The organism is Paenibacillus alginolyticus DSM 5050 = NBRC 15375 (genome assembly GCF_000422905.1).
Taxonomy (GTDB): domain Bacteria; phylum Bacillota; class Bacilli; order Paenibacillales; family NBRC-103111; genus Paenibacillus_E; species Paenibacillus_E alginolyticus.
This window is the reverse complement of record NZ_AUGY01000009.1, coordinates 26,977-39,599: the sequence shown is the minus strand read 5'-3', so window position 1 is coordinate 39,599 and position 12,623 is coordinate 26,977. Positions and strand designations below refer to the sequence as shown.

At 45.5% G+C, this 12,623-nt stretch carries 14 protein-coding genes and 1 other annotated feature; of the genes, 13 read left to right on the top strand and 1 reads right to left on the bottom strand.

Annotated features, from left to right (window positions below; genetic code table 11):
- Window positions 1–39 precede the first annotated feature (39 nt).
- The 11 genes from G519_RS0103905 to leuS all read left to right on the top strand — a co-directional run bounded on the left by G519_RS0103905 (window position 40) and on the right by leuS (window position 9,871).
- Complete coding sequence (locus tag G519_RS0103905; RefSeq protein WP_029193571.1) at window positions 40–816, top strand: alpha/beta hydrolase; 777 nt, start codon at window positions 40–42, stop codon at window positions 814–816.
- A 168-nt stretch (window positions 817–984) separates the two neighbouring features.
- Complete coding sequence (locus tag G519_RS0103900; RefSeq protein ID WP_029193570.1) at window positions 985–1,479, top strand: YqeG family HAD IIIA-type phosphatase; 495 nt, start codon at window positions 985–987, stop codon at window positions 1,477–1,479.
- 8 nt (window positions 1,480–1,487) lie between these two features.
- Window positions 1,488–2,603, top strand: a complete 1,116-nt coding sequence (gene yqeH, locus G519_RS0103895) for a ribosome biogenesis GTPase YqeH (protein WP_029193569.1) — start codon at window positions 1,488–1,490, stop codon at window positions 2,601–2,603.
- A gap of 17 nt (window positions 2,604–2,620) precedes the next feature.
- Complete coding sequence (gene aroE / locus G519_RS0103890; protein WP_029193568.1) at window positions 2,621–3,484, top strand: shikimate dehydrogenase; 864 nt, start codon at window positions 2,621–2,623, stop codon at window positions 3,482–3,484.
- A 20-nt stretch (window positions 3,485–3,504) separates the two neighbouring features.
- On the top strand, window positions 3,505–3,798 hold the full coding sequence (gene yhbY / locus G519_RS0103885; RefSeq protein WP_029193567.1) for a ribosome assembly RNA-binding protein YhbY: 294 nt from the start codon (window positions 3,505–3,507) through the stop codon (window positions 3,796–3,798).
- A gap of 12 nt (window positions 3,799–3,810) precedes the next feature.
- Window positions 3,811–4,398, top strand: a complete 588-nt coding sequence (locus tag G519_RS0103880; protein WP_029193566.1) for a nicotinate-nucleotide adenylyltransferase — start codon at window positions 3,811–3,813, stop codon at window positions 4,396–4,398.
- Window positions 4,388–4,954, top strand: coding sequence for a bis(5'-nucleosyl)-tetraphosphatase (symmetrical) YqeK (yqeK, locus tag G519_RS0103875; RefSeq protein ID WP_029193565.1), 567 nt, complete (start codon window positions 4,388–4,390; stop codon window positions 4,952–4,954). Before G519_RS0103880 ends, yqeK begins: the two co-directional genes overlap by 11 nt.
- 18 nt (window positions 4,955–4,972) lie before the next feature.
- Entirely contained in the window at window positions 4,973–5,320 is a 348-nt protein-coding gene (gene rsfS, locus G519_RS0103870) for a ribosome silencing factor (protein WP_029193564.1), read from the top strand.
- The gene (locus tag G519_RS0103865; RefSeq protein ID WP_029193563.1) at window positions 5,317–6,210 is read left to right on the top strand and encodes a CvfB family protein; all 894 of its coding nucleotides are present in this window, start codon (window positions 5,317–5,319) and stop codon (window positions 6,208–6,210) included. Before rsfS ends, G519_RS0103865 begins: the two co-directional genes overlap by 4 nt.
- Before the next feature lies 1 nt (window position 6,211).
- The gene (locus G519_RS0103860; protein WP_029193562.1) at window positions 6,212–6,970 is read left to right on the top strand and encodes a class I SAM-dependent DNA methyltransferase; all 759 of its coding nucleotides are present in this window, start codon (window positions 6,212–6,214) and stop codon (window positions 6,968–6,970) included.
- Window positions 6,971–7,038: 68 nt separating this feature from the next.
- Window positions 7,039–7,314, top strand: a binding site (T-box leader).
- A gap of 88 nt (window positions 7,315–7,402) precedes the next feature.
- Window positions 7,403–9,871 (top strand): leucine--tRNA ligase, encoded by a 2,469-nt coding sequence (gene leuS, locus G519_RS0103855; protein WP_029193561.1) that lies wholly within the window; start codon window positions 7,403–7,405, stop codon window positions 9,869–9,871.
- Window positions 9,872–9,897: 26 nt separating this feature from the next.
- Here the strand turns inward: leuS and comER are convergent, their stop codons facing one another.
- The gene (comER, locus tag G519_RS0103850; RefSeq protein ID WP_029193560.1) at window positions 9,898–10,725 is read right to left on the bottom strand and encodes a late competence protein ComER; all 828 of its coding nucleotides are present in this window, start codon (window positions 10,723–10,725) and stop codon (window positions 9,898–9,900) included.
- Window positions 10,726–11,047: 322 nt separating this feature from the next.
- On the opposite strand from comER, the gene G519_RS48695 reads away from it, so the two are divergent.
- Both G519_RS48695 and G519_RS0103840 read left to right on the top strand, forming a co-directional pair.
- On the top strand, window positions 11,048–11,614 hold the full coding sequence (locus G519_RS48695) for a ComEA family DNA-binding protein (protein ID WP_161632901.1): 567 nt from the start codon (window positions 11,048–11,050) through the stop codon (window positions 11,612–11,614).
- 110 nt (window positions 11,615–11,724) lie between these two features.
- Complete coding sequence (locus tag G519_RS0103840; protein WP_029193558.1) at window positions 11,725–12,237, top strand: deoxycytidylate deaminase; 513 nt, start codon at window positions 11,725–11,727, stop codon at window positions 12,235–12,237.
- The last annotated feature ends 386 nt before the right edge of the window (window positions 12,238–12,623 follow it).

Here is a 12,623-nt window from a genome sequence, read left to right as displayed (position 1 = left end):
TCTAGGTGGTGGTTTTCCTATCAGAGGAGATTATCAATTATGGCTTTTATCGACTGTCATTTTTATTCAGATTCCCTTGGTGTTTCAGCATCCATGCATGTCATTTTGCCGCAAGCCGCTCAAAATCAAATCGGGTTGGCATCTGCAGTTTATGGGAAAAAGCATCCTACGCTATATCTGCTGCACGGGTTATCTGATGATCATACCATTTGGATGCGAAGAACCTCGATAGAACGGTATGCTTCGCAATTGGGGATAGCGGTAGTCATGCCAGCCGTCAATCGCAGCTTTTATGCCGATATGGCGTACGGGCCCAAATATTGGACGTTTATTAGTGAAGAATTGCCTGCTTTAGCGCGATCATTTTTCCCGCTAGCTGAGGAAAGAGAATTGAATTATGCGGCAGGGTTGTCCATGGGTGGCTATGGCGCGATGAAATTGGCACTTACACATCCGGATCGGTTTGCAGCAGCGGCAAGCTTATCGGGGGCATTAGATATATCGGACCGAGCATCGAATTTTCCAGACGATTTCAAACTGATTTATGCAGATGTGTCTAAGATTAAAGGGAGCGGGGATGATTTGTTTTATTTGGCTGAGCAAGTATCAGGCGCGACTAGTCCATCTCCTAAGCTCTATCAATGCTGTGGTACCGAGGACTTCCTTTACGAAGATAATGTTCGATTCCGAGATTATTGCCGCAAATTAGGCCTAGATCTGACCTATGAAGAAGAGCCAGGCGAACATGAGTGGGGCTATTGGGATCGTAAAATTCAAAATGTATTGAACTGGTTGCCGCTTCCGGCCCGTTCTTAGTGGGAAAATATGTTCTTTTCTTTTTGCAACAAGTGGATCACTATGGTATAGTCACGTATATAATATAGGGATCTTTGAGCGTAGCTCAAAGTCTCTCCGCTTGGAGGGATCTTTGAACGTAGTTCAAAATCTCTCCACTTTGCGACGAAGCAGTTGGAGGTAATTTGTTTGCTGAATAAGCTAGTGCCCAGACAGTCTGTACATACGATCTATGATATTGATGCCAATCACCTATGGGGATTTGGTGTTCGTGGTATTATAACAGATCTCGATAATACACTCGTAGGCGCACGAGATCCGCATGCGACTCCGGAGTTAATAGAGTGGTTGAATCGTTTGCAAAAAATGGGCTTCAAGGTCGTCATCGTGTCCAATAATAATCATGGACGGGTTTCAGCCTTTGCGGAGCCGCTAGGCATTCCATTCATTCACCGGGCTAAGAAACCAACGAACGTTTCATTCCACAGAGCCATGAAGCTGCTTGGTACGAATGCGAGACAAACGGCTGTCATTGGTGATCAAATGTTAACGGATGTTCTTGGAGGCAATCGGATGGGGCTATACACGATCCTTGTTCAACCCATCTCAATTAAGGATGAGGGTTTTTTCACGAAAATCAATCGCCGTATTGAGAAATGGGCTTTAAGAAGGATGAAGAATTAGGAGGATTCATGAGTACTGAAATGATTAATCACTGTGCGGGATGCGGCGTTTTGCTGCAAACAGAAGAAAAGGGTAAGCTGGGCTATATCCCGGCTGAAGCGATGCAGAAAGAACCGTTAATTTGTCAACGCTGCTATCGCATCAAGCATTATAATGAATCTTCGAGTATCACATTGCAGCAGGACGACTTCCTTAAATTACTAGGACATGTTGGTCAAACGAAAGCGCTAGTTGTGAAAATCGTAGATATTTTTGACTTTGAAGGCAGTATGATTAGCGGTCTTGCACGCTTTGTGGGTACGAATCCTGTATTGTTAGTCGTAAACAAGATTGATTTGCTGCCTAAAGTGACGAACGCAAACAAGATCATTAACTGGGTTCAGCGCAGAGCCAAAGAGGAGAACCTCAAGGTTGTTGATATCATCCTTTGCAGCGCGAAGAAAAACATTGGTTTCGATCGTGTTATCACAGCTGTGCAGGAATACCGCGGCAACATGGATGTCTATGTGGTCGGTGCAACGAATGTTGGTAAATCGACGCTGATTAACCGGTTAATCAGTGATTATAGTGATCTGGAGTCGGAGCTGACGACATCACTGTACCCTGGTACAACACTTGATCTGGTCAAAATCCCACTGGATGATGGTCATTTTATTGTTGATACACCTGGAATCGTGCATTCACATCGTTTAACCGAAGTCGTGAAAAAGCGTGATTTAGCTAGAATCATGCCTGACAAACCGCTGAAACCGATGGTGTTTCAATTAAATGAAGCGCAAACGTTATTTTTTGGCGCCTTAGCTCGGTTTGATTTTATTAGCGGTGAACATCAATCATTCACTTGCTACACGTCCAATGCCATTCAAATTCATCGTACAAAGCTAGAAAAGGCGGATGATTTGTATGAAGAACATAAAGGTGTCATGCTTGCGCCACCTAACCTAGCGGACTTGGACGAGCTGCCCAAGCTTGTGAAGCATCCGCTGCACATTCCTAAGGGGAAACAGATGGATGTGTTGATCTCTGGGCTAGGCTGGATTAAAGTGAACAGCTTAGCTGGAGCACAGCTTGCCGTTTATGCGCCGAAGGGGATTAAGGTTATCACGCGTGAGTCGTTGATTTAGGGGGACAAGAGGAGAGCATGGAGAAACTGGTGACGACGATTGACAGTCATACCATTCTATATGGGGTTTTCGGAGATCCGATACGGCATTCCCGTTCCCCGATTATGTTGAATCGGGCGTTTCAGGAAGCGGGTATTAACGCAGTTTATGCTGCTTTTCACGTTCGTCCTGAAGAACTTGGGGATGCAGTTCGCGGGATACGGGCATTGGGATATCGAGGTATTAACGTAACGATTCCGCATAAAGTGGAAGTTATGCAGTACTTGGATGAAATCGATGAAGGCGCTAGGATCGTTGGGGCGGTGAATACCATCGTTAATGAATCTGGCAAGCTTATCGGTTACAATACGGACGGTATCGGCTATGTGCGATCACTCAAGGAAGAGACGGGTATTGAACTGAAAGGGAAAAGTGTACTTCTCCTTGGGGCTGGTGGAGCTGCCAGAGGCGTTGCCTATGCGCTTGCTAAAGAAGGGGCTCGCCGAATCTACATCGCGAATCGTACCAAAGAACGCGCCTTGGAGCTAGCCGACACGATTAGTAGCTACACCGAAGCGATTGGACTTGGCATGGATGAGCTAGGACATGTCGTAGATGAGGTCCAATTCGTTCTGAATACAACTTCGGCCGGTATGCATCCTCATGTTGATGAAGTTCCGTTGCCGCTTGAATTCCTGCGTTCGCATCATCTGGTCAGCGATCTCATTTATAATCCGCGAATTACAAGATTTCTTCATGAAGCGGAAGCAAGAGGAGCCCGCATACATGGCGGACTCGGTATGTTTATTTATCAAGGCGCTTTTGCCTTTGAATATTGGACTGGTGCCCCTGCGCCCGTTGCGGCGATGAGACAGGTGGTAGAACAGTCGTTAGCTGAATAAGAATGAATAGAGGGACATCTATGTTAACAGGCAAACAGAAACGTTATTTGCGCTCCATGGCGCACCATTTAGATCCGATCTTCCAAGTAGGAAAAGGCGGCGTGAACGATCATTTAATCCGTCACATTCAAGAAGCTTTGGAAGTTCGTGAATTGATTAAAATTACTGTGCTCAACAACAGTGGAGAAGACCGCGACGAGGTCGGGACTGAGTTATCCGAAAAGTCTGGCGCAGAGCTTGTGCAGGTTATCGGTAAAATCGTCGTGCTTTACAAAGAATCGCGTGACAAGAAGAAGATTGAACTGCCGCGCTAACGAGGTGGATGTATGCTTGTCGGAATAATGGGTGGCACCTTCGATCCTATCCACACCGGTCATCTGATCGCGGCGGAAAGAGCGAGGGTGGAAGCAGATCTCGCCGAAGTGTGGTTGATGCCGGCAAATGTGCCGCCGCATAAGCCAAATGCGCCGAAAGCGACACCAGATCAGCGCTGGGAGATGGTTTGCCTTGCTGCGGAAGGCAATCCTTTTTTTCGTCCAGTTGATATCGAAATCAGCAAAGGCGGCGTATCTTATAGTATCGATACGATTGAACTGCTCAGCAAAGAATATCCTGGTACGGAATTTGCTTATATTATAGGTGCTGATATGGTTCAATATTTGCCGCAGTGGCATCGCATTGATGACATCGTGCGGCATATTCGCTTTATTGGATTAGCTAGGCTTGGCTATGAGCTTGACTTGTCGCACATGCCTATTCACATTCGTAATCGAGTAACGATTGTACCCATGCCGCTTGTTGAAATTTCGTCAACAGCTATTCGAAAAGAACGGCAAAGGAACGGTTCAGTCCGTTACCTTGTCCCAGACTCGGTGAATAGTTATATGGAGGTGAACCGGTTGTATGAATCGTGAAGAACTGATAACGGCGGTCAAGGAACAAATGCCTGAACGCCGCTGGCTGCATACACTCGGTGTCATGGAAACTAGCGTCATTTTGGCCAATCGTTTTGGTGGAGACCCGGTCAAAGCGGAGCTAGCGGCCATTTTGCATGATTATTGCAAGTATTGGCCTGTTCAGGAGCAAGTTAAGATTATCCGCGAGAACGGATTGCCTCAGGATTTACTGGAATACGAGAAGGAGCTATGGCACTCCCATGCTGGAGCTTTTATCGCTAAGGAGCAATTTGGCATTCATGATGAGGAGATACTAGATGCCATTCGGTATCACACCTCAGGCCGAGTTCAGATGACATTAATGGACAAAATCGTATGTTTAGCGGATTATATGGAGCCTGGACGTGATTTTCCGGGTGTTGATCTCATTCGCGAACTCGCTGAACGCAGCCTTGAGAAGGCGCTGGTCGCCGGCTTTGATTCCACAATTAGCTTTTTAATTGCCAAAGGCAAACGGATTTATCCGCTTACTATTTTGACTCGGAACGATTTGATAACACAATTAAACACATAAACCTTGGAGGATGATTGAATGAGTAAAAACCCAGAAGAAGTATTGGCTTTTGTTGTTGAGGCTGCTGAAGATAAAAAAGCGGCAGATGTTGTAACCCTGAACTTGAAAGGCGTATCCTTAATCGCCGATTATTTCGTTATTTGTCATGGAAATTCAGAAACACAAGTGCAAGCGATTGCCGGCGAAGCTAGAAAGAAAGCACATGAGCACGGCGTTCATATTAGAGGCTACGAAGGAATTGATACAGCAAGATGGGTCCTACTTGATCTAGGGGATGTTGTTCTTCATGTCTTCCACCGCGATGATCGTGAATATTATAATATCGAAAGACTTTGGTCCGATGCCAAAGTTGTGGAGCGCGTATGAGAATGGAAGCAGGATCCCTTGTTACCCTAGAGGTAGCGAGGGAAGTTCCTCCTAACGGTTATTTCCTGACCGACGGCCAACAGGATGTTCTTCTGCCTTATGCAGAAATCGTAGGCAAGATTCAACCTGGAGAGCATGTTGAAGCCTTCTTGTTCCATGATACACAGGATCGATTGATGGCTACAATGAAGCGTCCTCATCTTCTCATGGGCGAAGTAGGGCTCCTTGAAGTTGTAGATATTCACCCTAGATTTGGTTATTTTCTCGAAATGGGACTAGGTCGCAACCTATTGCTTCCTTACCGACATGTTCCTGAACTTGAGGAGCTGCGTCCTCAAGTAGGTGATAAGGTATTTGCCACATTAGCACACGATCGGCAAGGACGTTTAATCGCTAAACTGGCTCTGGAGGAGGATCTGGCTCCTCTTTGCGTTCGCGCACCTTCGAGTTGGAGTAATCAATGGGTCAAAGCACGTGTGTACAGGCCGCTGCAAATTGGGACCTTTGTGATTTGCGAAGCCGGAGTACTCGGCTATGGTGTTATCGGACTTATTGCTGCTCCGGAACGGACACGCTTGCTGCGTGTAGGTGAGTTGGTTGAAGTACGTGTTGCCTTCGTACGTGAAGAGGATGGACGGGTTAATCTATCGATGAGGCTTCCGAAGGAAAAAGGCCGCGATGAAGATGCCGAGCGAATTTTGAGTGTTCTCCAAGAACGGCCAGGGAATGCGATGCCATTTTCGGATAAAACGTCGGCGGATATTATCAAGGATCGATTTGGCCTCAGTAAAGCGGCGTTCAAACGCGCTTTAGGCAAGCTTATGAAGGACGGGCTCATCTATCAGGAGGATGATTGGACCTATCTGAAGCAAGAGGAGACACAAGGTTAACATGAGTTACGAAAAATTCGCATATACCTATGATCGCTTAATGAATAGCATGCCGTATGAAGATTGGCTTCGTTTCGTTAAAGAAAGCTTCGATCGATTTGGTATGAAACCATCTACGATTGTTGATCTAGGCTGTGGTACTGGGAATTTGACGATTCCTTTAGCCTTGGAAGGGTACCAGCTGACAGGGATTGATTTATCGGAAGACATGCTGGCAGTCGCCGAGCAAAAAGCGGGGGAGCACAAAAGTCGACTCCGCGGTGGCTCCATTCATTGGGTACAACAGGATCTGCGTGAATGGGATCTAGGTGAGCAAGTGGATGTGGCGTTTTCGATCTGTGATAGTCTCAACTATTTGTTAGAGGAAGACGATATCATCCGTGCTTTCCGTCAAACCTTTGAGGGGCTTAAGCCAGGGGGTCTATTCCTTTTCGATGTGCATACTCCTGAGCAGTTGTTCGCTTATGCAGACTCTCAGCCCTTTTTCCTGAATGAAGACGATGTTGCCTATATATGGACAAGCGAGTTGGATGAAGAAAGAGTGCAGATTGAGCACGATTTAACGATATTTGTCAAGGATAGCGGCACGGATACATTCCGACGCATCGATGAAACTCATCTTCAAAGGGCCTATTCTTTGCAGTGGCTTAAGCAAACGCTGCTTGATATCGGTTTCACTGAGGTGCATATGGCTGCTGACTTTACTTGGGAGCAACCTACCTCTATGACGGAGCGAGCTTTCTTTATTGCAAAGAAATAACGACAATGAAGTCCATTGCGGCTTGACAGTGCGGCATTATTTTACATATAATCAAAGCTAATTAGATTGTTAAAGCTTAGAAGAGGATTAGTAACTTGTACAGCATCTCTCAGAGAGCCGGATAAAGGGTGGAAGCCGGTAGATGTCAGTCTTGTGAACTCGCCTTGGAGCTAGAAGGTGAATCACCATTTAAAGCGGAGAGACTTTGAGCAACGCTCAAAGATCCCTATATATGGAGCTAGCCGGATCGTCTCACCCGCGTTAAGGGGCAGAGTGAACACAGGCAAAGAATGCCTTGTGTTAACTAGGGTGGTACCACGGGAATCTAACCTCTCGTCCCTAGCGATATCCGCTAGCGATGAGGGGTTTTTTGGCGCTTATAGCGCTTTTGAATCATGAAGAGGATGGCTGTATACAGGGAGGATTTTGCACATGACACAGGAAACTAAAGAAACCCAAGAAACAAGAGAGCAGCAGGGCTATAATCCACAAGCCATTGAGCCGAAATGGCAAGCTTATTGGGATGCGAAGAAAACGTTTAAGGTGCTTGAAAATTCGGATAAGCCGAAGTTTTATGCACTGGATATGTTCCCTTATCCATCTGGAGCTGGTCTGCATGTAGGACATCCGGAAGGTTACACGGCAACTGATATCGTATCACGTTTCAAAAGGATGAGAGGCTTTAACGTCCTTCATCCAATGGGCTGGGACGCTTTCGGACTTCCTGCTGAGCAATATGCGCTCGATACGGGAAATGATCCCCGAGAATTCACCAAGAAGAACATTGATACATTCCGTCGTCAAATTAAATCTCTAGGCTTCTCGTACGATTGGGATCGTGAAATTAGTACAACAGATCCTGAGTATTACAAATGGACGCAATGGATTTTCATCCAATTGTACAATAAAGGACTCGCTTATGTGGATGAAGTGCCCGTAAACTGGTGTCCTGCGCTGGGTACTGTTCTTGCAAATGAAGAAGTGATTGACGGTTTGAGCGAGCGCGGCAACCATCCCGTTATTCGTAAGCCGATGCGTCAATGGATTCTGAAGATTACTGAGTACGCTGAACGTCTGCTTGAAGATCTTGAGGAGCTGGATTGGTCCGAAAGTATCAAAGATATGCAGCGCAACTGGATTGGTAAATCAACTGGGGCAGAAGTCCAATTTGCGATTGATGGATACGATCAGAAGAGTCTGACGGTATTTACGACACGTCCGGATACTTTGTTTGGCGCTACGTACTGTGTACTGGCACCTGAGCATGAGCTTGTTGCGCAAATTACAACGGGAGATCAAGCTGCTGCCATTAAGGAATACCAAGAAAAGGCTTCCCGCAAAAGCGATCTTGAGCGTACGGATTTGGCCAAAGACAAAACAGGTGTTTTCACAGGGGCGTATGCTGTTAATCCGGTAAATGGCGCGAAAGTGCCAATTTGGATTGCTGATTACGTGCTTGGCGGCTACGGTACGGGAGCTATCATGGCTGTTCCTGGACACGATCAACGTGACTGGGAGTTTGCTAAACAGTTTGATTTGCCGATTATCGAAGTCGTGCAAGGTGGAGATGTTGAGAAGGAAGCTTATGCAGGGGATGGCGAACACGTCAATTCCGGTCCGATTAATGGCATGAACATCGAACAAGGGATCAGTCATATGATCGCTTGGTTGGAACAGAACGGCAAAGGCCGCGGCAAAGTAACCTACCGTTTAAGAGATTGGCTCTTCAGCCGTCAAAGATATTGGGGAGAGCCGATTCCAATTCTTCATCTTGAAGATGGTACGATGAAGCCTGTTCCCGTGGATCAACTGCCGCTTTTGCTTCCACAAGTTGATGAAATTAAACCATCAGGTACAGGAGAATCACCTCTTGCGAACGTATCCGAATGGGTAAACACGATTGATCCGGAAACCGGCATGAAAGCTCGCCGTGAAACGAATACCATGCCGCAATGGGCCGGCAGCTGCTGGTACTATCTGCGTTTTATCGATCCTCGTAATGATAAAGAGTTTTGTTCGCATGAGCTTCAGCAGCAATGGCTGCCTGTAGATCTTTACATCGGTGGAGCCGAACATGCTGTACTTCACTTGCTGTATGCACGTTTCTGGCATAAGGTACTTTATGATCTTGGTTTTGTTCATACCAAAGAGCCTTTCCATAAGCTCGTAAACCAAGGGATGATTCTTGGCGAAAACATGGAGAAAATGAGTAAATCTCGCGGTAACGTTGTTAATCCGGATGATATCGTTAACGATCAAGGTGCCGATACACTGCGTATTTACGAAATGTTCATGGGACCGCTTGAAGCTACAAAACCATGGAATACAACGGGTGTGGATGGGATTTATCGTTACTTGAATCGTGTGTGGAGGCTGTTTGTTGACGAGAATGGTCAAATAAACGCTAAAATCAGCGCCGATGAAACATTGGGCAGTGATACGTTCAAACGTACTTGGCACCGGTCGATCAAAAAAATAACGGAGGATTTCGAAGCCCTGAGGTTTAATACGGCGATCAGTCAAATGATGATTTTCGTTAATGAAGCCTATAAAACAGAGCGTTTACCGCTTGAAGCGATGAAAAACTTTGTTCAGATGCTGTCTCCAATTGCGCCGCATTTGGCCGAAGAACTTTGGGAGAAGCTTGGCGGCACAGAATCAATTACGTATCAGCCGTGGCCAACCTACGATGAAGCGTGGACAGTCGATAATGAAATAGAGATTGTTGTACAGGTTAATGGTAAAATTGTTGATCGTGTGCTGATTTCCAAAGATACAGATGAAGCTGCGATGGAGAAAATCGCATTTGACCTCGATAAAGTCAAAGAAGCGACCGCCGGAAAGGCCGTTCGCAAATTGATTGTTGTAAAAGGTAAATTAGTCAATATTGTAGTAGGATAGTAAGGGAAGTTGGCAATTTGGGAAGGCTACTGCTTCAAAGCAAAAAGCAGCTCGGCCTTCTCAATGTCTTCTTCATATTTGGCATGTGTAGCAGAGATGACACTTGAGAATATCCCCGCAAGCTCGTCGTCCAAAATACGTAAGCCTTCCTCTGTAATTCCACCCGGTACAGATACGCGTTTTTGCAGAGTAATAGGGTTGAATCCTCCGGTCGTAAGCAGCTTTCCTGTGCCTAGCGTCATTTCACTGGCAAGTAAGGTAGCTTCCTCAATCGAAATACCAGTTGCCTGGGCAGCTGCATCAATAAATGACTGCAGAAATTTGGCAAGAAATGCGGGACCGCAGCTGGATATGTCAGAAGAGATCCGCGTAAAATTTTCGGAAACACGAATGGGTGAGGAAATATGCGCAAACAGGTTCTCAAGCCACTCTTTGTCCTCAGGCTGCATTCGATTCCCATGAATACATAGTGTAGCACCGCTTAACACATAGTTCGTGATACTTGGGATAATCTTACTGATTTTCGCTGGCAGAAGACCTTCCAAATGTTTGAGCAGGACAGGGCTTGTAATGGATACGATGAGCTGAGAGGGAAGCACGTCCTCTTTAATTTCATCAATAACCTTCTTGAATTCAGACGGCTTCACACATAGAAAGATGAGATCGCTCCCCAGTACAACTTCTCTATTCGACGCGGCAACATGAAGTCCAGGATATGTCTCCGCAAGCAGCTCAACTTTACGAATCGTTCGATTTCCCGCTATAATTTGCTCCGGATTGAAAGCTCCAGAATGAATGAATGCTTCAATCAGAATACTTCCCATACTCCCAGTACCGATGAATCCTGCTTTCATCCAGTAATCCCTCCCGAAAAAATCAGTCACTTTCTTTCATCATTTATTGAACGGGGTTCGTTTTAAATGCCATGCCATTCGGATGCTTTTTCATGTATATGTTCTTATGTCAGCAATTATGTTAGGAAAAGCTTACGAAGTCAGTTTTGCTAAAGCAAAACTCTAAAGTTAATGCTTACGAAGTCAGTTTTGCTAAAGCAAAACTCTGAGGAGGGAATTCGTGGATTTTTTTGGATCTAAAAGAGGAAGGATACTGCTTATGATGGCAGCGATCTGTTTATTTGCTTTTGTCGTTTGGCCTTTTCTTCGTGGAGGCAGGTCTATGATACAGACAAATTTTATGCCTATGAACACTCAGATGCAGGCTATGATTTCTCAAAATGGAGAAGAGCCGGCAGTTGAGGCGAAGCCAATAAGAAAATCAGATTCGAAGTTAAGTAAAAACACAAAACCGAAGGTCGCTACAGACACTGAACAGAAGACAATTATAGATGCAGAACAGAAATCAACCATGGACATAGTACCGAATACAGCCATAGATAAAGAACAGAAAGCTACCATAGAAGCGGAACAGAAAGTAACCATAGACACAGAACGGAAAGCAACAGCGCCGTCATCTACGGAATTACCTAAGCTTTCGGTTATGCCAAATGAAAAATCGGAAGCTAGTTTGCCAGCAGCGCGGAATACCGGACAATTGGATCTTAACACAGCTACGCTCAAGCAATTAGATGAATTACCGGGTATTGGAGAGAGCAAGGCAAAGGCCATACTGGACTATCGGTTGAAAAAGGGACGATTTAGCCGGATTGAGGAGCTAATGGAGGTAAAGGGCATCGGGGAAAAAATGCTTGAGAAGTTAAAGGTATTTCTTTATGTAACGTCATAATAGTCCATTCATTTCTTTTATTTTGCTAGGAAATATGAGAGAATACTAGAAATGAAAAAAGGAATCCACTTGTATACATAGGTCTTCGGAAGGAGGAGTTGCATTCCGTTATGAGCAACCGTAAAGATTGGGATACTTATTTCCTCGATATTGCTTACATGGCATCAACGCGATCAAGGTGTAACCGCCGACATGTGGGAGCCGTTTTGGTTCAGGGTAAGAAGCTGCTTGGAACAGCTTACAATGGTGCGCCTATGGGTGTGCCCGATTGCACAGAGGCTGGCTGCATGCTTGTAGAAGAAATCGAGCTGAAAGTAGTGGATGATACCGAGGAAGTTGTTCGTAAACAGCGATGTATTCGCACGATTCATGCAGAGCAAAATCTTCTGCTGTTTACGGATCGGGAAGATCGCGAAGGATCGACTGTCTATGTGACAGATCAGCCTTGCTGGACATGTGCGAATATGCTGGCCAACAGCGGAGTGATGGAGATCGTTTTTCATCGCGGATACCCCAAGGATCATGAGAAAGTAAGTCATTTGATGGAGGACAGAGGCATCGTGTTCCGTAGAATGGAAGGATATGAACCTCCGCCTGGCACAGTTTCTGTTGTTGTGAATTAAATATGTCTATTGTAGTGAGAGGAAGAACCTTTTTCTAGAAGCAGCCAACGTGGCTGCTCTGGGGGAGAGGTTTTTTTTGTTTATTTGTTTGTTTGCCCTTGCGAATTGCCTTTTGAAGGGACTGCTATAGGAATGACGAGACTGTCGATTAATCCATTATGCAACCTTATAAATTGTGGGGATGACTCAAAAATTCGATTTTTGAGTCATACACCAGAGAATGCAACAACTAAGGGGAAAATGCGGGATCTAGACATCAATTGTTGCACTATCTACAACATCGTTCAACGAAGAATATGATTCATTCATCCGACAATATCAAATGAGCATAAAAGGACGATGGATCTCAATATTGAGACTCCTCAAAGGTGAACGAGATGTGGTGT

Coding starts and splice junctions, on each gene's coding strand:
- G519_RS0103905 (WP_029193571.1), top strand. CDS start 40: ATGGCTTTTATCGACTGTCATTTTTATTCAGATTCCCTTGGTGTTTCA.
- yqeH (WP_029193569.1), top strand. CDS start 1,488: ATGAGTACTGAAATGATTAATCACTGTGCGGGATGCGGCGTTTTGCTG.
- aroE (WP_029193568.1), top strand. CDS start 2,621: ATGGAGAAACTGGTGACGACGATTGACAGTCATACCATTCTATATGGG.
- yhbY (WP_029193567.1), top strand. CDS start 3,505: ATGTTAACAGGCAAACAGAAACGTTATTTGCGCTCCATGGCGCACCAT.
- G519_RS0103880 (WP_029193566.1), top strand. CDS start 3,811: ATGCTTGTCGGAATAATGGGTGGCACCTTCGATCCTATCCACACCGGT.
- yqeK (WP_029193565.1), top strand. CDS start 4,388: ATGAATCGTGAAGAACTGATAACGGCGGTCAAGGAACAAATGCCTGAA.
- rsfS (WP_029193564.1), top strand. CDS start 4,973: ATGAGTAAAAACCCAGAAGAAGTATTGGCTTTTGTTGTTGAGGCTGCT.
- G519_RS0103865 (WP_029193563.1), top strand. CDS start 5,317: ATGAGAATGGAAGCAGGATCCCTTGTTACCCTAGAGGTAGCGAGGGAA.
- G519_RS0103860 (WP_029193562.1), top strand. CDS start 6,212: ATGAGTTACGAAAAATTCGCATATACCTATGATCGCTTAATGAATAGC.
- leuS (WP_029193561.1), top strand. CDS start 7,403: ATGACACAGGAAACTAAAGAAACCCAAGAAACAAGAGAGCAGCAGGGC.
- comER (WP_029193560.1), bottom strand. CDS start 10,725: ATGAAAGCAGGATTCATCGGTACTGGGAGTATGGGAAGTATTCTGATT.
- G519_RS48695 (WP_161632901.1), top strand. CDS start 11,048: ATGATACAGACAAATTTTATGCCTATGAACACTCAGATGCAGGCTATG.
- G519_RS0103840 (WP_029193558.1), top strand. CDS start 11,725: ATGAGCAACCGTAAAGATTGGGATACTTATTTCCTCGATATTGCTTAC.